Genomic DNA, 22,791 nt, shown 5'->3' with positions numbered 1-22,791 from the left:
ACCGCAGAACCCTCTGCCACTGTGTCCCCACCGCAGCACCACGAAGAGATCTCCGGCACGTGAACACTTCCGGCCGGTTGGGGATGGGGAGCACCGATGCGCGCGATATCGCGAACGACCCTGGGCACGGCCATCGCCGCTGTCCTGGCCGTCACGGCAGGAGGCATGTCCGTGGCGAACGCCACCGACGGCGCCGCCGGAAACGACAGGCCCCTGGTCGGCAGCGCCGCCGCCCAGGCCGAGGATGCGAAGGCCGCGACGGCCGTCGTCACCCTCGTCACCGGCGACAAGGTCGTCGTCAAGACCGATGCCAAGGGCCGCAGTTCGGCGAGCGTGCTGCCGCGCGAGGACGGCGGTGAGCCGGTCGTGGAGACCCGGCGCGTGGGCGACGACCTGTTCGTCTACCCCGAGGGCGTCCAGCAGAAGATCGACGCCGGGCTTGTCGACGAGCAGCTGTTCAATGTCACCGGCCTCGTCGCCCAGGGCTACGACGACGTCCACAGCGCGTCGATCCCGGTCATCGCCATGTACGAGAAGTCCGTGGACGTGGCCCGCTCGCTGCCCGCCACGCCGCGCGGTGCCGAGCGCACCCACACCCTCGACTCCATCGGCGCCGTGTCGTTCAATGCCGACAAGGAGAAGGCGGCCTCCTTCTGGGCGGACGTCACCAGCCCCAGGACCAGGGCCGGTTCGCCGGTCAGGAAGCTGTGGCTGGACGCCAAGGCGAAGTCGACCATGGCCGAGTCGACGAAGCAGATCGGTGCCGACCTCGCCTGGGCAGCCGGATACACCGGCAAGGGCACCAAGGTCGCCGTACTCGACACCGGTATCGACGCTGACCACCCGGACCTCAAGGGCAAGGTCGTCGACTCCAAGGACTTCACCGGCTCCGCCTCCGGCACCGACGACCAGCAGGGTCACGGCTCGCACGTCGCCTCCACCGTCGCCGGCACCGGTGCCGCGTCCGGCGGCAAGGAACAGGGCGTCGCCCCCGACGCGGACCTGCTCATCGGCAAAGTCCTCGGCGACAACGGCTCCGGTTCCACCTCCGGGATCATCGCGGGCATGCAGTGGGCCGTCGACCAGCATGCCGACGTCATCTCCATGAGCCTCGGCTCCACCGAGGTCGGCGACTGCTCCGATCCGATGGGCGTCGCCGCCGAGGAAATCGCGAAGAGCACGGACTCCCTGTTCGTGATCGCCGCGGGCAACTCGGGCCCCAAGGGCAACACCGTCGCGGCGCCGGGCTGCGCCCCCGACGTGCTGACCGTCGGCGCCGTCGACGCGCAGGACGACACCGCGAACTTCTCGTCGCGCGGCCCTGTCCTCGGCTCGCACACCCTCAAGCCGGAGATCGCCGCGCCGGGCGTGAACATCAAGGCCGCGGCCGCCGGTGGCACCGGCGTCTACGCGTACACCACCATGTCCGGTACGTCGATGGCGACGCCCCATGTCGCGGGCGCGGCAGCCCTGTTGAAGCAGAAGCACCCCGACTGGGACGGGCAGCGCATCAAGCAGGCCCTCGTCTCCTCCGCCAAGACCGACATCTCCGGCGACGTGCGCGAGACCGGCGGCGGTTCGATGCGCGTGGACCAGGCGCTGAAGCAGACCGTGCTCGGTGCGGGCTCCGTGCAGGCGGGCTCGTACTCATGGCCGCAGTCCAAGGGCGACCCCACCACCGTCGAGATGCCGTACACCAACACCGGTGACAGAGCGGTGCAGTTGACGCTGAAGGTCGACGGCGTCACCGGCAACGACGGCTCCGAGGTCGAGAGCGCCGTCGCCAAGCTCGGCCGCCGCACGGTCACCGTCCCGGCGGGCGAGACCGTCAAGGTCCCCCTCACCGTCGACCCGACCGCGGACCTCAAGGCCGCCCAGTACGGCGACGTCACCGGCCGCGTCCTGGCCACCGGGCCCGGCGGCGTCCACGTCTCCACGCCGTTCTCGCTGTACGTCGAGCCGAAGACGGTCAAGCTGACCGTCAAGCTCATCGACCGGGGCGGCAACCCGGCGCTCGGCGCCTCCAGCCTCGACGTGGTCGGCACCGACGACGTCTCCGCGGTGCGCGTCGCCAACAACGGCGCCGAGGAGCAGACCTTCGAGGTCCGCGCGGGTGCGTATGAGCTGTCGGCGTTCGTCACCACGCCTGACGCGGGCGAGGGCGCCAAGCTGTACGACTCGATCACCTACCTGGGCCGCCCGCAGCTGCGGCTCACCAAGGACACCACCGTCGTCCTGGACGCCCGCAAGGCGCACCGCCTCAAGGCCGTCACCCAGGACAAGAAGACGGAGACGCGCGGCGCCGTCCTCGGCTACGCCCGCTCCTTCGACGACTACTGGGTGCACTCCGGCACCATCACCGGCGGCCGCGCCCTGCGCGGCTACTACGCCGACATCCAGGGGAGGGCCACCGACGGCGACTTCTCCTTCTCCAGCATCTGGCGCAACGCCGCCCCGCTGATCCGCGAGCTGAAGACCGCCGACGGCACCAGCCTGCACCCGTACGCCGCGTCCACCGGCGGCGCCAACCTCAACGGCACCGGCTCCGCCGAGGTCGTCAGCGCGGGCTCGGGCACCGCCGACGAGATCGCCGCCGCCGACGTCAAGGGCAAGATCGCCCTGGTGAAGCTGGCCGACACCGACGCGGACGTCTTCACGCCGGCCAGGGCGGCCCAGGCGGCGGGCGCGATCGCCGTCATCGTGTACCACGACTCCGAGGTCCGCTGGACGCCGAACACCGGCTTCGCCGTTGCGCCCCTGCCGATCCTGAGCCTGCCCGCAGCCGAGGGCAAGGCGCTCGCCGCGCAGCTCGGCAAGGTCTCCTGGCAGGCCGCGGGCACGACGCCGTACCTCTACAACCTGGCGTACACCGAGGACGGACCGGTCGTCTCGGACCGCACCTACACCGCCCGCGACAAGGACCTGGCCCGCGTCGATGCCTCGTACACGGCAGCCGGTGTCGCCACCGACTTCGCGGACATGACGACAGGCACCTTCGACTCGGGGATCTCCGGCTCGGCCGCCGCGTTCGAGCGGTTCGCGGTGCCCGGCGAGCGCACCGAGTACTACACCGGCGACCGGGCCGTCTGGGACCGTGGGGTCTCCAGCTCGATGCCGTTCGGCGAGTTCATGCAGGGCCTGCCCACCGTCTATGAGAAGGGCGAACACACCAGCGAGAAGTGGTACGACGGCGTCCTCTCGGCAGCCGCGCCACGCACCGATGACGGCCGTGACTCCCTCGTCGCGGAGCGACAGGGCAACCTGATCGGAGTCGACTTCAGCAGGGCGTTCTGGCGCGACGGCAGCCACACCGGCCTCCCCGGCTCGTTCGGTGACTCCGGCAACGTCCGGCTGCGCCGCGACGGCGCGCAGGTCGGCTCGAAGTTTTTCCCGTACGGCGTCTTCACGGTGCCGTCCGACGGGGCGTCCTACGAGCTTGAGCTCACCACCTCCAAGGGCGGCCAGCCTGCGACGTTCTTCAAGCGGTCCACCAGGACCACGACGGTCTTCGGCTTCACGTCGAAGGAGAACCCGAACGCCTACTCGCAGAGCATCCCGCTGCTCTTCCCCAGGTACGCGATCCCCGAGGACGCCATGAAGACCCTCGCGGCCCGGGACGGACAGTCCATCACCCTGTCCGCCAGCGGCCAGGCCGGCTACACGCCGGGCGAGATCACGTCGGCGAAGCTGTCGTACTCCTACGACGGCGGCACGACCTGGACCGCGGCGAAGACCGAGAAGAAGGGCGGCAAGTGGGTTGCCACCGTGAACCACTTGGGCGCCTCCAGCCAACAGGTCACGCTCAAGTCGGAGCTGAAGGACGACAAGGGCGCCTCCGTCACACAGACCGTGACCCGCGCCTACGACGTGCGCTGAACACGGACACGGTGGCGCACATGTACTGCACTCCGGTCCGCCGGGCGGTCCTCCTGCGGGAGTAGGGACAGCCCGGCGGACCGGTCAGATCCGGCCGGGCGGCGTGGGGGACTGCCCGGCCCTTTCGCATGCCAACTGGCCTGCCTGGCGTCTTAGTTGGGGCCGGGGCGACGGCTCCACCAGTTCCATCGCACAGCGCGCCCTGCACGGTGCCGCCCGCGGGGAGCATGCCCGCGGCGCGGCGCGGTCGAGCAGCATCTCGCCAGCTTCGCCCTGTTCCGACGTTGGCGGCGGGGCGGTACCTGGCACCGCATCGTCGAGCAGCTGCAGGCCTGGGCCGACGCCGAGGGGCTGATCGCCTCTGACGTTCAATAGCTCGCGCAGACCGCAGAATTGGGGCCCCACCGCCTCCGGCCGAGAGAGTGGTGGCGACTCTTGACAGCAACAACTGATCATCTTATGGGTTTTGCTGCGTGCGGCCCTGGCGCGATCCCGCCCGCACCAGCAGCCCCAGAACACCCGCGACAGGTGATGCCGAATGACTCCGCAGCCCTAACCGCGCCTGTCCGGCACCTGCCGGGTGTGCAGGCCGCTCGCCAAGCTCTACCAGGAGGCGGGTGAGGGCGGTCGGCGTCGGGCCAGACGGCGTCCCATGAGCATGGTCATCGACCGCATGACATCGCCTCGCTGGTCGCGGGCAGGCTCTCATCGAGCCTCGCCCGACGCCCGGCCTGCGAGAACTCGACGAAACGGCCTACAACAAGCTCCGCCAGGCTCCGTGCTTCCTTGCGGTCAGGCTCCTGCGGCCCTGACCGTACGCAATCCCTGCCTTCCGGGGAACGCGCACAGTCACTGCCCCGTCTCCCAAGCGCCAGAACCGGCGATACTTGAATACGCGAGCGCACCACTACCAAGGCCGCGCCCGCCGGGCGGACACGGCGCAACTCGCGTGTGGGGGCATCGTCGGCAAGTCCGGCCAGGGTCCCGCACCGGCGGGTGCCGGGCAGGGAGCATGGAGGGCATGACCACTGAGCATCCCGCCGAGCGGGGCGGCACCGGGCGCGACTTGTTCGCCGCCTTCTCCGAGCGGGCATCGAACGTCACCAGCTCGCCACTGTTCTCCGCCCTGTGCGTGCTCCTGGTCCTCGGCATGGTCGCCATACACCTTGCGCACCTGCCGCTGCCCTGGCTGATCTTCGCGGGGGACGTCGTGGCGGCCGGCAACCTGCTTTTGCTGGCTCTGCTGACGAACACCGAACGGCGTGATGCGCACGCGGTTCAGCGCAAGCTGGACGCCATCGCGGCGGCGATGCTGGAGCAGCGCGAGGGTGCGAGCCACACAGCGGCCGACGAGCTACGGCGTGTCATCCGCATGGAGGAGAAGCAGTAACGGGGCGGCGCCACGGACATCCGTCGTCGAGGAACACGACCTGCTCCGGGGGCTGGTGTGGCGTCGAGGACACGACCGACCGTACGGGGGCGGGTGGCACCTGCTTGGGGGGCGAACTGCCCGGGGCGGCGCGGGGGTACACCGCCGCGCCGGCCACGGGCCGCGCAGAACTCCAGAGCCTGCTGCGGGAGGCGCTGGTGCACATGGCCCGCGAGTTCGGTACGCATCCGTGGCCGCCTTGGCTGCCCTCCTCCTCAACGGCGCTGTCCTGTCTACGTTGTGTGGGACGGGGCCTCACCCGCAGAGTCGTATGCCCGTACCTATGTGCGCCGACTTCGGCACACACGGCGGAGGGGCATCGAGACTTTGGGACTGGAACGAGCGGTGCAGCTCCTCGGCCGAAATGGCCAGCCGGTGCGCCTTGGGCAGGTCACAGCTGCCGATGGGGCAGTCACCGCCCGGTCCGCCCACGACAGTCTTGGTCGCTTTGCCTGCCGTCGCAGTACCGCGAGCTCGTGGCGGAGTACGAGTATCTCCGCCTCCTTCGAGGCCGGGCTTCGCAGCAGCAGGGCAAGCCCGCCGAGCAGTCCCCGACAGATCCAGTGCAGCAGTTTCAACGCCATGAGAAGGGATCACGGCTCACCTGGGGAGCGCGAGAGCCAGCAGGTCAAGACGATGCGCGAATAATGGCATCCTTCAGGACGCCCGTAGCGGTCCAGAACGGTTTCACCGGGCCTGGCTTGGGGACACGCATGTGCCCCACCATTTGTTCTCCCGCCGACCGCGCATCCCGGCTGAAGTGCCGGGGGTGTGTCCGGCCGAGCCGGTGCTGCCGGGCGCTGCCTGCGCGACGATCAATCAGCTGTGCCGCCACCCTTGCCGCGCTGAGAACAGCCCGGTTAGCGTATCTGGTGCAACTGGTCTGCGAAGGAGTTGCTCTGGTGCGCGTGTTGCCGACGGTATTCCCCGATCCGTACGTCCTCGGACGCGCCCTCGCGGCGATGGTCGCGGACGGGCTGGAAGAGGCCGCCCGCGAGGGCAGGCCGTACGTCCTGGGCTGTCCGGGCGGGCGCAGCGCTCGGACCACCTATCGCGCGCTCGCCGGCGAGGTCGCGCGGCGCGGACTCGACCTGCGCCCTCTGACGGTGGCGATGATGGACGAGTACGTCGTCGAGGGCGCGGTGCCGGGGGAGTTCCGGCCCGTCGACCACCGACTCCCGCACTCCTGCCTGCGGTTCGGCCGGGAGGAGATCACCGGACCGCTTAACACCGCTGCGGGCACGGGCCGTTCGATCGAGCCCGACCGCCTGTGGGTGCCCGATCCATCCGATCCGGAGAGTTACGACAAGCGCCTCGAAGACCTCGGCGGCATCGATCTGTTCATCCTCGCCACGGGCGCCGGGGACGGACACGTCGCCTTCAACGCGCCCGGCACTCCGGCCGGCACCCGCACCCATGTGGCCCGGCTCGCGGAGCAGACGCGCCGCGACAACCTCGTCACGTTCCCGACCTTCGACGGCCTCGACGACGTGCCGTTGCACGGCGTGACGGTCGGGGTCGGCACGATCAGGGAACAGTCGCGCCGGACCGTCCTCGTGGCCCACGGCCCCGACAAGGCGGCGGCCGCGGGCCGGCTGGCGGCGGCCGTGTCGTACGAGCCGGACTGGCCCGCCACCGTCCTCAGCGACTGCGCCCGCCCCGACCTTTTTCTCGACGCAAGCGCGGCGCACGCCCTCTGACCAACACCCCACGCCCTACGCCTCACGTCCAAGGAGACCTCGGCATGGCCCGTATCAAGATCGCGTATCTCGGCGGGGGATCCACCCGCGCCCCCGGCACGATGGCCTCGTTCATGCACCAGGGCGAGAACTTCGACGGCTCGGAATTCGTGCTGATCGACCTCGATCCGGACCGCCTCGAGGTCGTGAAGACGATCACCGAGAAGATGGCCCGCGCCAAAGGTCTCGACATCACGGTGACGGCTACCACGGACCGCCGCGAAGGCGTACGCGACGTCGACGCCGTCCTGTCCTCCTTCCGTCCGGGCGGCTTCGAGGCACGGGCACTCGACGAGCGGATACCCCTCAAGCACGGTGTGATCGGCCAGGAGACGCAAGGCCCCGGCGGCCTGATGATGTCGCTGCGCTCGGTCCATGTGATGCGCGGGCTCTGCGAGGACCTGGCCGCCGTCGCGCCGCGCGCCCGCATCTTCAACTACACCAACCCGGTCAACATCGTCTCCCAGGCGGTCTCGGAGTTCAGCGGCATCCCCATCGTCTCGTTCTGCGAGGGCCCGATGTGCTTCCCGCCCGTCATCGCCCGTGCCGCGGGACTCGACCCCGACCTGCTCGTGACGAAAATGGCCGGCGTCAACCACAACTGCTGGTCCACGGAGGCGACGTACGACGGCGAGGACGCCATCGCGCTCCTGCGCGAGCGCTGGGAGCAGATGAAGGACACCCCGGCCGACGACGTGCACGGCCGGCGCGCCCTGCACCTCGCCGTCACCATGGGCTCGATCCCCTCGGACTACTTCCTCTACTACTACTTCCGAGAGGACCGGCTGCGCGAGCTGCGGCACGCACCGACGACCCGCGCGGAGGACATCTTGTCCGAGGTGCCGGACTACTGGGCGCACTACCGCGAGCAGGCCGCCTCCGTCGAGCCGCGGCTCGACCCGGCCCGCTCGCGCGGCGGCATCCATGAACTGGAGCTCGCCATCGACGCGATGAGCGCCTACTACAACGACACCGGCGCCCGCCTCCCGTTCAACGTCCCCAACACCGGCGGATTCCTGCCCGGTTTCGACGAGTCCACGGTCGTCGAGGTCTGGGGCACGGTCGACGCGAAGGGCTTCCACCCGGAGGAGCAGAGCCCGCTCCCGCACTCCGTGCGCGGCATCACCCAGGCCCTCGCCGAGTATCAGATCCTCGCCGCACGAGCCGGCTGGGACGGCGGACCTGATGACGCCGTACGCGCCATGGCCGCGAACCCGCTGGTCCCCTCACTCCCGGTCGCGGAGGCGCTGTACGCCGAGATGGCAGTGGCGCAGCGCGCGTGGCTGCCCGAGAGGCTAGTTCCGTGACCAGATCCGGCCTGTACCTCGGCGTCGACGCCGGCAACAGCAAGACCGTCGCGCTGCTCTGCCTGCCCTCCGGAGAGACCGTCGGCGCCGGGCGGGCGGGCTGTGGCGACATCTACGGGGCGCCGCGCCCGGCCGACGCGGTGCGCGAGGTGACGGCGGCGATCGGCGACGCCCTGGCCGGGGCCGGGGCGGGCCGCGCCTCGGTCGCGGGCGCGGCGTTCCGGCTCGCCGGGGTCGACTGGCCCGAGGACCGGGAGTTCTGGGAGGGCGTGCTCGCGGACCACTACCCGGGGCTGCGCCACCGTACGGTCCTCAACGACGGCTACGCATCGATCCGCTGCGGCGAGCTGTCCGGGGTGGGCGTCTCCGTCCAGTCAGGCACGGCCGCCGCTGTCGCCGCTCGCGGGCGCTCCGGCGCCATGTGGGACATGGGCTTCCGGGTCCAGCACCCGATGGGCGCTTCGGGCCTGGTCATCGAGGCACTGAGGGCGGTGTTCCTCGCCGACCTGGGAGTGGCCCCGGAGACCGAACTGACCAAGGCGCTGTTGGAGTTCTACGACCAGCCGGGGGCGGAGGAGCTCAACCACTGGTTCACCCGCCGCGGGAACGGGGCGCCGCCGTCGGCGCGCCCCCGTGCCGCCCGGGTGGTCACGGCGGTCGCCGCGGCGGGCGATCCGGTGGCGGAGGCGATCGTGCGCGAGGAGGGGCGGCGCCTGGCGATGTACGCGGGTGTCGCCGCCCGCGCCACCGGGCTCGCGGAGGGGGACGGCGCGGTGAATGTCGTACTGTCCGGCTCGGTCCTGATGGCCGCGGATTCGCCCGTGACGGCGGCTCTCCGGACGGCGCTCGAGGCCGAACTGCCCGGTGCAGTACCGCACCGGGCGGTGCTGCCCCCGGTCGCGGGAGCGGCCCTGGACGCGCTCGGCGAGAACGGAGTCGCGGTGACGGACGCGGTCGCGGCCCGGCTCGCTGCGGGCCTCCCACCGCCCGGGTTCTTCACGACCTGACGCGCTGCGCGGTGTTCAGGCCGGCCGGAACAGGTCCGCCTGGAAGCGATACGCGTCGCTGCGGTAGACCGCCCGCCCGGTCAGCACCGGTGTCTCGTCCGCTGTGTACGCCACCTCGTCGCCGATGAGCACCGGTACTCCGGGCTCGACGTCGAGCAGCGCCGCCGTCTCCTCGTCCGCGGCATCGGCCCGTACCGTGTACGTGCTGCGCGCCACGGACAGCCCGCACTCCGCTTCCAGGACCTCGTACAGCGAGCGGTCCGTCATGTCGTACGAGGCCAGCGCGTCCGCGTGGGCGACGACGCTGAGGTCGACACAGATCGGCACTCCGTTCATGGACCGCAGCCGCCGCAGCTCCAGGACCCTGGCGGCCGGCGCGATCCGCAGCCGCTCCGCCTCCTCGAAAGCGGCCGGGCGCGCCTTCTGCGTCAGGATTCTGGCCTGCGCGGTCAGCCCGCGGGCCCGTGCCATCTCGGAGAAACTCTGCAGCGTGCTCGGCGGCTCGCCGACCGCCTCGCGCGGGACGAACCAGCCGCGCTGTGCGGAGCGTTCGAGGCGTCCCTCGGCCGCGAGCCCGCCCAGGGCCTGGCGCAGCGTGGAGCGGCTCACACCGAGAGCGGCCGCGAGATCACGCTCTCCGGGCAGTCGGCGGCCGGGCGGGTAGGCGCCTCGGCGCAGCGCGTCGTCGAGCTTGCGGTACGTCTGTGCGGCAACGGCTCCACTCGCCGCGTCCTGGTCGGCCATGCGGCCCGCCCCCTCCACCATCCGATCCCACGGGTCAAGGAAAATGCCAGCGTACCAACCACTGGACTAACTGGTCTGCCCGCTCCTAAGCTCACCGCACCTCACGCCCTCAGCGACAGGAGGCGCCGTGCACATACGCAGGCGACCATCGTGGATCCGCACCCTCGCCGCCCCGCTCCTCGCCGCCTCGTTACTGACCGCCTGCGTGCCCGGCATGTCCACCGGCGTCAGGGCCGGCGCAACGGCGCAGGGCCCCGTGGTCACCAGTCCGGGCGCGATCGGCCCGGCCCGGCTCCAAGTCCTCGACTACTTCGGCGGCGGACCCGACAAGGCCTGGATGACCGGAGTCATCGAGGCATTCGAGAAGAAGTACCCGCAGATCGACGTCAGCGAGACCACGCAGAACTTCGACAGCATCATGAAGTCCCTGCCCCTGAAGCTACGTTCGGGCAGCCCGCCCGACATCGTCCCCGCCAACAACGGTTGGCAGTCCCTGGGCACCTTGGTCCGCGGCAACCTCGTCCTCGATCTCGACCGGTACGCGGATGCCTACGGCTGGAAGAAGTCGTTCCCCGTTTCGATCCAGCGCGAACACGCCTTCTCTCCCGACGGCCGTGAGATGGGCACCGGCCCGCTCTTCGGCACCCCCATCGCCCGGGGTTCGATCATCGAGGTCTATTACAACCGTGCGCTCCTCAAGAAGCTCGACGCTCAAGTACCCAAGACCTTCGGCGAGTTCGAGAGCACGCTGGCCAAGGCAAAGGCGGCCGGCGTCACGCCGCTCTCGCTCGGCAACGTCGAGGGGAACGGAGTCCTCTCCGGCCTCTTCGCCCTGACCGACGCCCTGGGCGACCAGCAGAAGATCGCCGACTTCACGTACTCGCACGGCGATGTCCCCGTCCGGGAGACCGGCTTCCGGGAGGCGGTGACCACCTACAAGAAGTGGTCGGACAGGGGATACCTCACCAAGGACTACGCCGCGATCCCCTACGCGGACGCCATGCAGTCCTACCTCGACGGAAAGCAACTCTTCCGCTTCGAGTACTCGGGCACCCTCCCCACGAAGCCCGGCGACGGCGACCGGTTCGGCTCGTTCGTCCTGCCGCGGGCCGACGGCGGCGCACCGGTCGCCACCATGTCGGCCGCCAGCAACTTCTCCATCTCTGCCAAGACGAAGCACCCGGACGCGGCCGCCGCGTTCCTGAACTTCGCCGCGAGCCCGGAGGCCGCCGAGATCGCCGTCGAGGCCGGGGCGATGCCGATGCTCGCCACTTCGCGTCTCCCGGCCGGCCACGAGAAGCTCATGGCCGACGAGGTCGCCAACGTGGCGCAGGTTGCGCAGGACGACACGGCCGTGCCCTACATGGACTGGTCCACACCGACCATGGTCAACACGATGGTCCAGCACATGCAGGACCTCTTCGCGGACAAGACCTCGGTCCCGGCGGTCGTGGCTGCCGTTCAGGACGACTACACGAAGTTCCGGCAGGAACAGCGCGAACAGATGGCGAGGTAGCGACGATGACCACCGTCGACGTGCGCCGGCCGGACGCGGTACGGGACGGCATCCCGGCCCCGGTCTCCCGTCCGGCCGACCGCAGGACGTCCCGTACCGCGTCCGGCCGGCGTCCCTGGCTCGGCCTCGCGTATCTCGCCCCGGCCCTGATCGTGTACGCGGTCGTGGTGCTCGTGCCGGCCGTTCAGGGCGGCTACGTCTCCTTCTTCGACTGGGACGGCGTCACCCCGGCCCGGTGGAACGGCCTGGGGAACTACGCGGCCTTCGTCAACGATCCGGTACTGCGCCAGGCCATCGAGCACACCCTCGTCTTCCTGGTGTTCTTCTCCTTCCTGCCGATCGTGCTCGGCCTGGTCAGCGCGGCACTCACCTCGCGCAAGGACGTGCGCGGCAGCGCCGTCTTCCGCTGGGTCATCTTCCTGCCGCAGGTGCTCACCCCGGCCGTCACGGCGATCGTGTGGAAGCAGATCTACGCCCCGCAGGGCCCGGTCAACTCGGTCCTGCGCGCGATCGGCCTCGGGGCCCTGGCCCAGGGCTGGCTCAGCGACTACACCTGGGCGCTGCCCGCCCTGGGCCTCATCGGCACGTGGGGCGCGTTCGGCCTGTGCACGGTGCTCTTCGTCGCCGGCACGCAGGCGATCCCGACCGAGCTGTACGACGCGGTACGGGTGGACGGCGCCGGACCCGTGCGGGAGTTCTTCGCCATCACTCTGCCCGGGTTGCGCGGGCACCTCGCCATTGTCCTCACCCTCACCACGCTCGGCGCGATCCGGGTCTTCGACGTCGTCTGGCTCACCACACACGGCGGTCCCGGCACCTCGACGGTCACCCCGACGACCGTCCTGTACGAACGCGCCTTCGCCAATCCCGACATCGGCACCGCCGCTGCGGTCGGTGTCGTGATCGCCCTTGTCTCCCTGGCCGTGTCCATGGCCATCCTCAGACTCTCCGAGGACAGGTCCCGATGATCTCCACCAAGGAAAAGTTCTTCAACTACGCGGTCCTGACGGTGCTCGCTCTCGGCGTGCTCTTCCCCGTCGGCTGGGTCCTCGGTGTGGCGCTCAGCCCGAACGGCACCGGGGCGCTCGCCCTCGGCGAGCTGCACTGGGCCAACTTCGCCACCGCCTGGGAGCAGGCCGGCTTCACCCACTATCTGAAATCAAGCCTGATCATCAGCGGCGGCGTGGTCGTGATCTCGACGGTCCTCGCGGTGCTCAGCGGATACGCCTTCGGGGTCCTCGGTGTCGTCGGCGAGAAGTGGCTGTTCCCGCTGGTCCTGCTCGGACTGATGATCCCCACGGAGACGATCGTCGTGCCGCTGTACTACGACTTCCTGGCATACGGCCTGACCGACACATATCGGGGCATCATCCTTATCCACGTCGGGATGGGTGTGAGTTTCGGGGCCTTCTGGATGCGGGCCGCGTTCCGGACCGTCCCGAGGGCCATCGCGGAGTCGGCGGAGATGGACGGGGCGGGCTCCTGGACCCAGCTGTGGCGGATTCATCTGCCCATCGCCCGCCCTGCCGTGATCACGCTGGTCCTGCTGAGCTTCATGTGGACCTGGAACGACTACTTCCTGTCTCTGATCATGGTGACGGATCCGGGGCTCCAGCCGATGACGCTCGGGCTCGGCGCCTTCTCCACGCGCTATGGCACGCAGGCCAATCTGCTGTCCGCGGGGGCGCTGCTGATCTCGCTGCCGATCGTCGTGCTCTATCTGTTCTTCCAGCGCCACTTCATCCGGGGCATGCTCTCCGGAGCCGTACGCGAGTGAGCAGCAAAGGCAGCTGCCCCGGCCGGACCACCGTGAGGGTCCGGCCGGGGCAGCTGCCTTTGCGGGTCAGGACGAGCGCGGGTCGTGCTTGCCCCGGCCGTCCTGCGCCGTGTGCTCTGCGCCGTCGTATGCGAAGTCGGGGAAGGCGCTCCGGATCTCCACGACCCGTCCCTCCTCCGCCGACCGCTTGGCGGCCAGCATCACTTCGAGGGCGTGGTAGGCGTGCTCGGGCCGGGTGAGCGTACGGGTGCCGTTCTCCACGCAGTCGACGAGATGACGCAGGCCGTCGGTCCAGGGCCAGTTGGGGTCGGACTCGCCGACGATCTCCCAGGAGCCGCGCGCATTGGTCCACTGCTCGAAGCCCTCGGGCGCCCAGTCGTCGCCCAGCATCTGCATCGTGCCGGCGCTGCCGTACAGCTCCACGGCCGGCGACCGGTACTTCTGCAGCGTGAAGCCGGTGGCAATGGACGCGAACCGGGCGTCCCCGAAGTCCAGGACGATGTGCGCGTTGTCGTCGGAGCGGACCGTGACCTTCTCGCCCTCCGCCTCGCGCTTCGGCACGGCGACGCCGACCATCGCGGTCACCCGCTTCACCGAGCCGAGGAAGCCGCACAGGCTGGTGAGGTTGTAGACGCCGAGGTCGAACATCGCACCGCCGCCCTGCTCGTAGAACCAGCGTCCCCACCAGGGCCCCGCCCAGCCGTACCGTGCCCTGGCCAGATGGATGTCTCCGATCTCGCCGTCGCGCACCCGCCGGTGCATCTCGCGGTACGTGGGGGACAGCGCGACATGCGGCGCGCAGACCAGCTGTCCGGGCGCCGTGGCGGCGTACCGCATCAGCTCGGCGGCCTCTTCGAGGGAGGTCGACATGGGCTTCTCGACCAGGACGTGCTTCCCGGCCTCCAGGGCGGCACGGGCGAGCGAGCCGTGCTCGTTCATGCTGGTCAGAACGAGGACGATGTCCAGGTCCGCACGGCCGATCAGATCCTGGGGGCCCACGAAGGAGGTGTCGATACCGAACCGCTCGGCGGCCGTCGCCCGCTTGGCGGGGTCCGGGTCGTAGCCCGCCACCAGCTCGACGCGTCCTTCGTGCTGCAGCTTGGTGATGAGGGAGGAGTAGGGGCCTTGGAAAACGCTGCCGAGGCCCAGGACACCGATGCTCAAGGTCATCGCTTCAAGATTCCTTCCGTGGACAACATGCCCGGAATGAGCGGGAATTGGGTGACATCGCCGTGACTGTGGCTGCGGCTTTCAGGGCAATTCGCGCCGCTGCCACGGAAATTCACGCGGGACCGCGAGCGGCCGTGAAGGGACGGCGAACGACATGATCAGGGCACGCCGTGGCTCACCCGTCGTGTTCGGGCCCGCGTAGTGGATGGTCCGGTTGGCGTGCACGGTGGCTCCTCCTGCGGGCAGGGGGCAGGCCACACGTTCGGAGACGGCACCGGTGTCGGCCAGTACGAGACCTTGGGCGTCCGGGTTGATCAACTTGTGTGGCAATACCGGGAGGAGATGGCTGCCGGGCACGAACTCCATGCAGCCGTTGGCCGGGGTGGCGGGCTGAAGTGGCAGCCAGATGCTGATCGCCCGGTGCTCGTGGTCCGGGTTCCAGTACGCCTCGTCCTGGTGCCAGGGGGTCTCGGCGCCGCGGTGGGCGGGCTTGAGAATGGCGTGCATGCCGGTCGGGACGACTTCGGGGCCGAGCAGGCGGCGCGCAACGACGGCTGCGTTGCGGTAGGCCTCGGTGTCGCGCAGCTCGGGCGCATAGCGGTCCGGGTTGAGGACCTGCGGAAGGAGTGGTTCGCCGTCCGCCTCGCCGGCCAGCTCGATCTGGTCCCCCGCGGTGATGCCCGCCCGCTCCTCGAAGAGGCGGTCGTACGCTGCGTGCAGAGCCCTCACTTCCGCTGCGGACGTCAGCCGGTCCAGGGCCACAAAGCCTTGCCGGTCGAACTCCTCCCGCTGCGCTTCGGTCAGCAGCGCCTCATCGCTCGTCGCCATCGGACACCTCCTGCACGATCGCAACCCGGAGTTGCTCCCCGCCCGCGCCGCCCGGCCAGCTCACGAGTACGCCGCCGCCTGCCACGCTGGTCACCTCGGCATCGCCGTCTGCGACGACCGCTCTGCCGGTGTCGATGAGCGCCCTGCCTGGCCCGTCGCCGCGCCGCAGCAGCACGGTCGAGGCGTCGGCGAGGCCGTCGAGTTCGGTCGTCGCCCACCGGAGCAGGCCGCCTTCCAGGCGTACGTCGACGGGCAGCATCAGCCCGCTGCGGGCGGACAGTTCGACCGGAGCGCCGGCAGCGAAGGGCTGGCCGGCGATCTGCAGCGTCACCCGCTGCGCCACCGGCGCCACGTTGACCAGGTGCAGCAGGCGCTGCCCCGTGCCGTCCGCGGTGGTCGTGGTCGCAAGGCCGGGGGTCGCGCCGTCCGCGACGATCCGGCGGGACACCCCGAGCCGGGCCAACAGCGCTCGCCAGAAGTCGAGATGGCATGGGTAGTCGCAGGCCAGGACGATCGCCCGCCCACCACCGTCCACGGTGACGTCGACCGCGACCGGCGAGCCGTCGGCCACATCCACCACCAGCGGCTCGACCTCCGTTCTGCCCGAGGCCCGCAGCCGCTCGAGGAACCCGACCCGTACCTCGGCCCGCTGCCCCGCCCATTGCGCGGCTCGGACCGACGGGTAGTGATGCGGGCCGCCGTCCACCTTCGTGGTGACCGCGAGCCCGAGAGCATCCGCGAGCACCGTGCACGGCGTGCCGTCGTCGTCCAGGACCGGCAGCCTGCCGTGCAGCAACAGCCTCCCGCCGCCTCGCACATACGCGGCAAGCCGCTCCTGCACGGCGCGCCCCAGGACCACGGGCGTGGCCAGCGCAAGGGCGGGCCCGGCCGGGTCGAGTCCGGCACCGAAGGACGTCTCGGCGCCCGAGAGGTCGACCGCGGGGAAGGAGTGCCCGCCGAGCAGCAGCGCACGGGCCAGGATGTCGCGCGGGCCCATACCGCGGAAGACCTCGACATCGGCCCGGAGTTCCTTGCGGCGGGCCGCGTCGGGGTGCGCGTACTCGGTCAGATAGTGGTCCGGTACGTAGCCGAGGACGATGTCGTCGTACTCCTCGTCCATGTTCGCGAGGAGGTGTTCGTTCCCGCGGACCGCCCGCACCGCGTCGCGCAGCGCCGGGTAGGCCGTGCTGAGCCCGCCCTCCGGGTCGACAGGGGCGGCGAAGCCATGGCGTTCCCCGGTGAATGCGATGCGGTCGTTGCCGTCGCCGACCGGCTCGTCCAGCGGCGGGTTGTGGCCGCCGGCGAACAGGTAGTAGTTGATCAGGCGGTTGCCCTGTGCGACACACATCCGCGTCTTGAGGTCGAGGGCTTCCGGTGTGACCTGGCGGCTCATGCACTCGCCGTAGTCGCCGCCGCCCGCCTCGAACTCCAGTGAGGTCAGGGGCTGGTCGGCGTCGTGCACAGCGGCCGTGAAGGCGTTGATGACGTACAGGTCCGCGGCGTTCTCGACGGTGAGATCACCCAGGTAGTGATCGGAGCCGGATGTGGTGCCCGGCACGCCGGCGTACGAGCGGGAGAGCTGGCTGATGCCGATCGGGTACGTCCGGCCGCGGCCCTCGCCCGTGCCGTGCAGATTTACCAGGAACGGCACGTCGATACCGTGGCGCTGTGCCACCTCGCGCAGGTGCAGGAGATATGCGGCGTAGCGGTCGCGGTGGTGGTCGCCGAGGTCGTGGTGGAGCGCCAGCTGCTGATTCTCCGTGCCGGACAGGGTGCCGCCCGAACGCCACTGCGCAGCCCAGGACTTGGCGTCCTCGGGGTCGGCGCCGTAGCGCTCGTGGGAGCGCTCACGGCCCCATCGCTCCAGGGACCGCGCCGCGAGCGCGTCGAGGGTGCGGTCCGTCAGTTCGGGGGTGCCGGTGACCCACGACAGCATCCCGACCTCGTTGTCGAGCTGCACCGCCGCGACATGGCCACCGCGTGTGACCTGGCGCTCGGCGAGGACCGGCATGATCTCGGCGTACCAGCGCTCGGCCTGCTCCAGATAGCCGGGCTCCAGGTAGTCGAGGGTGCGGGAGGTCGCCGGTTCACCGCCCCAACCGATCGGCACCGCATCGGGGTGGTCCCGGTAGATCCGGAAGGGTATGCCCTCGTTCTTCAGCTCGGCCATCACGAACGGGCCGGGCCGCGCGATGACCAACAGGTCGCGCTCGGCGGCCAGTTCCAAGAAGTGGGCGAGGTCTCGGTACTCGCTCGTGGCGCCCGTCAGATCCACCTCGCCGTCCGGGGTCTCGTGCACCAGCCACGGCATGTAACTGGCGACGGCGGTGCAGCCTGCCGCCACGAGCTTGTCGAGCCGGTCGGCCCAGTCCTCGCGGCGCAGCCGGAAGTAGTGCACCTCCCCGGCCATGACGATCCTCGGCACCCCGCCCACCAGCAGCCGCCGTCGCTCGAACTCGACTGTTCTGTACGCCTGTTCCCCGGACGCGGAGTCCTTCGCCCGTGCCCCGTGTGTCGCGCGGTCCGAACCTTGCGAAGTGCTCACGAAACAGTCCCCATCAGGTGATCGTCGGAATTCTGAGATCTGAACTCCAGCTCCTGACAGGGGTCTTGCCATCCCTGCCGGGACCGGACTACGTTCCTGAAATCGCCGTGAAACCGGTTTCCCGAAACCGGTTTCCCGAACATATCGGGGGCCGTCACGATGAGCAATAGCCGTGTATCGCTGCGCTGGGTGGCGCAACAGGCGGGTGTTTCGCCCGCCACGGTCTCGCGTGTCTCGCGGGGTTCGGCCACGGTCTCCCCGGAGCTGCGCGAGAAGGTCCTGCGCATCATCGAGGAGTCCGGCTACCGCCCCAACCACCTGGGCCGCGCCCTTGCCGAAACCCGGCACGGAGCGCTCGGCCTGGTCTTCCCGGGCCTGTCGGGCCCGTACTTCGCCGAACTGCTCCAGGGTTTCGAGGAGGAGGTGCAGGAGTCGGGCGACAGCATGTTCCTGCTCGCCTCCCACTCCCACTCCGGGACCGACACGCGGGTGATCGATCTCGCCGGCCGCGTCGACGGCATGGCCGTCCTCGCCGGCACCGTCTCCGACGCGGCCCTCGAACAGGTGGCGCGCCAGGTGCGGCTGGTGGTGATGTGCGCCCGGGAGCGGGCCGCGCACTCGACGGTCACCATGGACAACGCCACGTTCGGGGCGCTGGCCAGGCATCTGCTCGTCGAACACGGCTACCGCCGCCTCGCGTTCGTCGGCAACCCGGAGGGTTCCCCCGATGTGACGTCCCGGTGGGAGGCGTTCCGCGCCGCACACCAGGAGGCGGGCGTGGTCCCGCCCGCCCAGCCCATCGGCGTCGGGCTCCAGCAGTCCGACGGGATCATCGCCGCCCAGCAGATCCTGGACGGCGGACAGCGGCCCGACGCGGTGATGTGCGCCAACGACGAGACCGCGCTCGGGCTGATGCTCGGCGCGCTCGGCCGCGGCCTGCGCGTGCCCGAGGACCTCGCGGTCACAGGATTCGATGACATGCATATGGCGGCCATGGTGCGGCCAGGGCTGACCACGGTCCGTCAGCCCATCCGTGAACTCGCCACCACCACGGCCCGTCTCCTGGCCGACCGGGAGCCAAAGGTCACCCGGCACATCACCCTGCCGACCCGGCTCGTCCTGCGCGAATCGTGCGGCTGCCGCCCGGCGGTCGCGGGCCCGTTAGACACCTGAGCACCGACCACCTGACGGGGGACACCGGGACAGACGCGCGACACCTGCAGACGACGGAGGTATCTCAATGACGAGACGGCCACGCTTCACCACTGCGCTCATAGCCGGCCTGGCGAGTTCGAGCCTGCTGCTCACGGGATGCACAGGCACCGAGGACACCGGCGACAGCGTCAGCTCGGACGGCATGATCGGCCACATCACGTATGCGGGCATCGGCGGCGGCAGCGCGCCGCAGGCCAACTACAACCCGTTCCTCGACACGTCCAAGCTCGTGGCGACGAACTTCGTGTTCGAGAGCCTCTACCAGATCGAGCAGAACAGCTGCAAAGAGGTCCCCTGGCTGGCGAAGTCGTACAGCTGGCAGGACCCGAAGACCCTGGTCTTCACCATCCGTGAGGGCGTGCAGTGGAACGACGGCAAGCCGATGACCGCCGACGACGTCGCCTTCACCTTCAACATGATCAAGAAGTACGACGTCCTGGACACCAAGGCGGCCTGGCCGCTCCTGAAGTCGGTGAAGGCCACCGGTGACAACCAGGTCACCTTCTCCTTCAAGAAGCCCGGCGCCTCGGGCTTCACGGTGATCAGTTCCATCCCGGTCGTCCCCGAGCACATCTGGTCGAAGGTCAAGGACCCGACGAAGTTCACCAATGCAGAGAGCCCGGTCGGCACCGGCCCGATGAAGGTCAAGTCGTTCAACCCTCAGCAGGTGGTGACCGAGCGCAACCCCCGCTACTGGCAGGCCGACAAGGTCAAGGTCAAGGAGGTTCGCTTCAAGGCCAACAACGGCAGCCCCGAGATCGAGCAGCTCAAGATGGGCCGCGGCGAGTACGACACCAACGGGATGTTCATCCCGAACGTCAAGAAGTCGTACGTCGACAAGGACCCGAAGCACCACCACTACTGGTACGCGCCGGGCATGGTGATGAGCGTCTACATGAACCTCACCGAGGCCCCCTTCAGTGACGTCGGCTTCCGCCGCGCGCTCACCAGCGCCTTCGATCGGGACACCGTGGCGCGGAAGGCGCAGCTCGGCTACGTGAAGACCGCCAGCCAGACCGGCCTCGTCCTGCCCGGCCAGCAGGACTGGCTACCCGAGGGCGTCAAGAACGAGGGTCGCGTCCCCTTCGACCCGAAGGCCGCCGACGAGGCGCTCACGAAGGCCGGTTACAAGAAGGACTCCCAGGGCCGGCGGCTCGGCAAGGACGGCAAGCCGATCTCGTTCAAGTTCAAGACCCCCACGGCGTACACGGACTGGGTCGCGGCGGCCGAGATCCTCGTCAAGAACCTCAAGGCCCTCGGCCTCCAGGTCGAACTGGACCGCACCACACCCGAGTCCCACGACGAGGACCGAGCCATGGGCCGCTACGACATGATGTTCGGCGCGCACGGCGGCGACTGCAACATGTCCACCGGCTTCGGCCACCCGCTCGGCAGCGAGGGCACCGCCCCCATCGGGAAGCACGCCTTCAGCAACGAGATCCGGTGGAAGGACAAGAAGACGGACGCGCTCCTGACCGATCTGCGGTCCGCCACCAAGAAGGCGGACCAGAAGAAGGCCGTCGCGGGCCTCACCGAGATCATGATGGACGAGGTCCCGATGATCCCGATCTGGTACGGCGCCAAGTGGTTCCAGTACGACACCACGCGGGCCGTCGGCTGGCCGAACGCGAAGAACCCGTACGCGGCCGGCGGCGACAATCTCATCCTGCTCACCCATCTGCGCCCGGCCAAGGACTGAGCGCAATGACGTACTTCATCCGCCGCGCCGGGTTCTTCCTGGCCACCCTGTGGGCCGCGGTGACCCTGAACTTCCTGATCCCCCGGCTTCAGCCGGGCGATCCGGCCCAGGCGCTGCTGGCACGTCTCGCGGGCAAGACCGGCGTGATCGCCCCGGACCAGCTGGCGGCCGTCCGCAAGATGCTCGGCGCGCCCGACGGCAGTCTGTTCACGCAGTACTGGGACTACCTCGGGGCGCTCGCCCACGGGCAGTTCGGCATCTCGTACACCTACTACCCGTACAGCGTGGGCGATGTCATCGCCCAGGCCGTGCCCTGGACCCTGATCCTGGTCGGTGTCACCCAGATCCTGTCGTTCATCGTCGGCACGCTGCTCGGGGCCTGGGCCGCCTATCGGCGCAACAGCCGGGTCGACACGGTGATCACGCTCGGCTCGACCTTCGTGGGCACACTGCCGTTCTTCTGGATCGCGCTGCTCCTCGTGTTCGTCTTCGCCATCACCCTCAACTGGTTCCCCGAGGGCGGCGGTTACGGCGGCGGCAGCTCCCCGAGCTGGACGTGGGTGTTCTTCTCCGACGCGTTCCAGCACAGTGTGCTGCCCGCCGTCGCGCTGCTGATCACCGGGCCGATCGGCTGGATCATCGGCATGCGCAACAACATGGTGCAGACCCTCGGCGAGGACTACGCGCGCCTCGCCCGCGCCAAGGGGCTGCCACGCCGCCGGATCGCCCTGACCTACGGCGCCCGGATCGCGATCCTGCCGAACGTCACCGGCTTCGCCATCGCGCTCGGCGGCATCCTCGGCGGCACCGTGCTCGTGGAGAGCATCTTCAGCTATCCCGGGCTGGGGCGTCTCCTCCTCGAATCAGTGAGCAACAAGGACTTCCCGCTGATGCAGGCGCTGTTCCTGTTCACCACGGTCGGCGTCCTGATCGCCAACTTCCTTGCCGACATGGCCTACGGGTTCCTGGATCCGCGGGTCCGCCGGACGGAGGCAGCCTGATGACCATCGCCAACACCCCGAGCGCCGCGGCCGTGCCGAACGCCGGCGACACCGAGGGCGTACAGCTCGCCGCGATCACCGCCGGCCGCTCCGGGCGGCTGCCCGGCTGGTTCCTGATCCTTTGGCGTAACGGCAAGTGCCGCGCCGGACTGCTGCTGCTCACCGCCTTCGTCCTCCTCGCGGTCTTCGCCCCGGTCATCGCGCCCTACTCGCCCCGCGCCGACACCTTCGGCCTGTCCGAGGGCCCGACGGCCGCGCACTGGCTGGGCACCACCGCACGCGGTGAGGACGTGTTCTCGCAGGTGATCCACGGGGCCCGGACCTCGCTGATCGTCGGCATGGTGGCGGGCACGTTGTCCACCCTGATCGCGGTCGCCGTCGGGCTCACAGCCGGCTATCTGCAGGGCGCGGTCGACGAGATCCTCTCGTTCTTCATCAACCTCGGTCTCGTCGTCCCTGTCCTCCCCCTGATGATCACGCTCGCGGCGTACGCGCCGGTCAAGGGCCTCTGGCTGGTCATCATCGTCATCACGGTCACCGGCTGGGCCTTCGGCGCCCGCGTCAAACGCGCCCAGATCGCCACCCTGCGCACCCGCGACTACGTGACGGCCGCCAAGTTCGCGGGGGACAGCACGCCACGGATCATCGTGTACGAGATCGCGCCCAACATGATCTCGCTGATCGTCGTGGACTTCATGGGAGCGTCCCTCGGCGCGATCGGCGCCGAGGCGGGGCTGTCGTTCCTAGGCCTCGGCGACCCGGCGACGACTAGCTGGGGAACGATGCTGAACCAGGCGAGCATGGGCGGCGCGATGACGACCGGCCAGTGGGCGTGGCTGATCGCGCCGGGCCTGGCCCTCGCCCTCCTCGTCACCTCGTTCTCGCTCATCAACTTCGGCGTCGACGCGCTGAGCAACCCGCACCTGAGGGAGGACTGA

The 22,791-nt window shown here is 69.7% G+C and carries 16 protein-coding genes; 12 read left to right on the top strand and 4 right to left on the bottom strand.

All coding sequences use genetic code 11. From position 1 onward, the window contains the following. Positions 1-96 precede the first annotated feature (96 nt). The 5 genes from CG723_RS24060 (at position 97) to CG723_RS24030 (ending at position 9,358) form a co-directional block, all read left to right on the top strand. Positions 97-3,876, top strand: coding sequence for a S8 family peptidase (locus CG723_RS24060; protein ID WP_100595534.1), 3,780 nt, complete (start codon positions 97-99; stop codon positions 3,874-3,876). Between the two features lie 1,021 nt (positions 3,877-4,897). Beyond that, positions 4,898-5,266, top strand: coding sequence for a hypothetical protein (locus CG723_RS24055; protein ID WP_100595576.1), 369 nt, complete (start codon positions 4,898-4,900; stop codon positions 5,264-5,266). Between the two features lie 947 nt (positions 5,267-6,213). Further along, on the top strand, positions 6,214-7,005 hold the full coding sequence (locus CG723_RS24040; RefSeq protein WP_234374481.1) for a 6-phosphogluconolactonase: 792 nt from the start codon (positions 6,214-6,216) through the stop codon (positions 7,003-7,005). A 44-nt stretch (positions 7,006-7,049) separates the two neighbouring features. Continuing rightward, the gene (locus CG723_RS24035; protein ID WP_100595532.1) at positions 7,050-8,351 is read left to right on the top strand and encodes a family 4 glycosyl hydrolase; all 1,302 of its coding nucleotides are present in this window, start codon (positions 7,050-7,052) and stop codon (positions 8,349-8,351) included. Then, on the top strand, positions 8,348-9,358 hold the full coding sequence (locus CG723_RS24030) for a BadF/BadG/BcrA/BcrD ATPase family protein (RefSeq protein WP_159032537.1): 1,011 nt from the start codon (positions 8,348-8,350) through the stop codon (positions 9,356-9,358). The genes CG723_RS24035 and CG723_RS24030 overlap by 4 nt, the downstream gene beginning before the upstream one ends. A gap of 15 nt (positions 9,359-9,373) precedes the next feature. Here CG723_RS24030 and CG723_RS24025 read toward each other — a convergent pair whose 3' ends face one another. After that, positions 9,374-10,102: a GntR family transcriptional regulator gene (locus CG723_RS24025; RefSeq protein WP_100595530.1), complete on the bottom strand. Its 729-nt coding sequence runs from the start codon at positions 10,100-10,102 to the stop codon at positions 9,374-9,376. 127 nt (positions 10,103-10,229) lie between these two features. Here CG723_RS24025 and CG723_RS24020 point away from each other — a divergent pair, with 127 nt between their 5' ends. From CG723_RS24020 to CG723_RS24010, 3 genes are read left to right on the top strand one after another with little or no spacing between them, the layout of a single operon-like run. Beyond that, on the top strand, positions 10,230-11,618 hold the full coding sequence (locus CG723_RS24020) for an ABC transporter substrate-binding protein (protein WP_100595529.1): 1,389 nt from the start codon (positions 10,230-10,232) through the stop codon (positions 11,616-11,618). A 5-nt stretch (positions 11,619-11,623) separates the two neighbouring features. Then, complete coding sequence (locus tag CG723_RS24015; RefSeq protein ID WP_100595528.1) at positions 11,624-12,586, top strand: carbohydrate ABC transporter permease; 963 nt, start codon at positions 11,624-11,626, stop codon at positions 12,584-12,586. Next, positions 12,583-13,395 carry a carbohydrate ABC transporter permease gene (locus CG723_RS24010; protein ID WP_100595527.1) on the top strand — a complete coding sequence of 271 codons (813 nt, stop codon included), beginning with the start codon at positions 12,583-12,585 and terminating at the stop codon, positions 13,393-13,395. The genes CG723_RS24015 and CG723_RS24010 overlap by 4 nt, the downstream gene beginning before the upstream one ends. A 66-nt stretch (positions 13,396-13,461) precedes the next feature. Here CG723_RS24010 and CG723_RS24005 read toward each other — a convergent pair whose 3' ends face one another. The 3 genes from CG723_RS24005 to CG723_RS23995 form a co-directional block, all read right to left on the bottom strand. Beyond that, positions 13,462-14,565: a Gfo/Idh/MocA family protein gene (locus tag CG723_RS24005; RefSeq protein ID WP_100595526.1), complete on the bottom strand. Its 1,104-nt coding sequence runs from the start codon at positions 14,563-14,565 to the stop codon at positions 13,462-13,464. An 81-nt stretch (positions 14,566-14,646) separates the two neighbouring features. Next, positions 14,647-15,393, bottom strand: a complete 747-nt coding sequence (locus CG723_RS24000; RefSeq protein WP_100595525.1) for a phytanoyl-CoA dioxygenase family protein — start codon at positions 15,391-15,393, stop codon at positions 14,647-14,649. Then, positions 15,377-17,938 carry a beta-galactosidase gene (locus tag CG723_RS23995; protein WP_199841868.1) on the bottom strand — a complete coding sequence of 854 codons (2,562 nt, stop codon included), beginning with the start codon at positions 17,936-17,938 and terminating at the stop codon, positions 15,377-15,379. Before CG723_RS23995 ends, CG723_RS24000 begins: the two co-directional genes overlap by 17 nt. Before the next feature lie 159 nt (positions 17,939-18,097). Here CG723_RS23995 and CG723_RS23990 point away from each other — a divergent pair, with 159 nt between their 5' ends. From CG723_RS23990 to CG723_RS23975, 4 genes are all read left to right on the top strand, one after another. Beyond that, the gene (locus CG723_RS23990; RefSeq protein ID WP_100595523.1) at positions 18,098-19,111 is read left to right on the top strand and encodes a LacI family DNA-binding transcriptional regulator; all 1,014 of its coding nucleotides are present in this window, start codon (positions 18,098-18,100) and stop codon (positions 19,109-19,111) included. 67 nt (positions 19,112-19,178) lie between these two features. Next, positions 19,179-20,852: an ABC transporter substrate-binding protein gene (locus tag CG723_RS23985; RefSeq protein WP_100595522.1), complete on the top strand. Its 1,674-nt coding sequence runs from the start codon at positions 19,179-19,181 to the stop codon at positions 20,850-20,852. 5 nt (positions 20,853-20,857) lie between these two features. Then, entirely contained in the window at positions 20,858-21,853 is a 996-nt protein-coding gene (locus CG723_RS23980; RefSeq protein WP_100595521.1) for an ABC transporter permease, read from the top strand. Then, positions 21,853-22,791, top strand: a complete 939-nt coding sequence (locus CG723_RS23975; protein ID WP_100595520.1) for an ABC transporter permease — start codon at positions 21,853-21,855, stop codon at positions 22,789-22,791. Before CG723_RS23980 ends, CG723_RS23975 begins: the two co-directional genes overlap by 1 nt.

The organism is Streptomyces sp. CB01635, assembly GCF_002803065.1.
Lineage (GTDB): Bacteria > Actinomycetota > Actinomycetes > Streptomycetales > Streptomycetaceae > Streptomyces.
The sequence above is the reverse complement of the archived record's forward strand: the minus strand, read 5'-3'. Positions and strand labels throughout refer to the sequence as shown.

Coding starts and splice junctions, on each gene's coding strand:
- CG723_RS23975 (WP_100595520.1), top strand. CDS start 21,853: ATGACCATCGCCAACACCCCGAGCGCCGCGGCCGTGCCGAACGCCGGC.
- CG723_RS24000 (WP_100595525.1), bottom strand. CDS start 15,393: ATGGCGACGAGCGATGAGGCGCTGCTGACCGAAGCGCAGCGGGAGGAG.
- CG723_RS24005 (WP_100595526.1), bottom strand. CDS start 14,565: ATGACCTTGAGCATCGGTGTCCTGGGCCTCGGCAGCGTTTTCCAAGGC.
- CG723_RS23980 (WP_100595521.1), top strand. CDS start 20,858: ATGACGTACTTCATCCGCCGCGCCGGGTTCTTCCTGGCCACCCTGTGG.
- CG723_RS24035 (WP_100595532.1), top strand. CDS start 7,050: ATGGCCCGTATCAAGATCGCGTATCTCGGCGGGGGATCCACCCGCGCC.
- CG723_RS24055 (WP_100595576.1), top strand. CDS start 4,898: ATGACCACTGAGCATCCCGCCGAGCGGGGCGGCACCGGGCGCGACTTG.
- CG723_RS24015 (WP_100595528.1), top strand. CDS start 11,624: ATGACCACCGTCGACGTGCGCCGGCCGGACGCGGTACGGGACGGCATC.
- CG723_RS23990 (WP_100595523.1), top strand. CDS start 18,098: ATGAGCAATAGCCGTGTATCGCTGCGCTGGGTGGCGCAACAGGCGGGT.
- CG723_RS24010 (WP_100595527.1), top strand. CDS start 12,583: ATGATCTCCACCAAGGAAAAGTTCTTCAACTACGCGGTCCTGACGGTG.
- CG723_RS23985 (WP_100595522.1), top strand. CDS start 19,179: ATGACGAGACGGCCACGCTTCACCACTGCGCTCATAGCCGGCCTGGCG.
- CG723_RS24060 (WP_100595534.1), top strand. CDS start 97: ATGCGCGCGATATCGCGAACGACCCTGGGCACGGCCATCGCCGCTGTC.
- CG723_RS24025 (WP_100595530.1), bottom strand. CDS start 10,102: ATGGCCGACCAGGACGCGGCGAGTGGAGCCGTTGCCGCACAGACGTAC.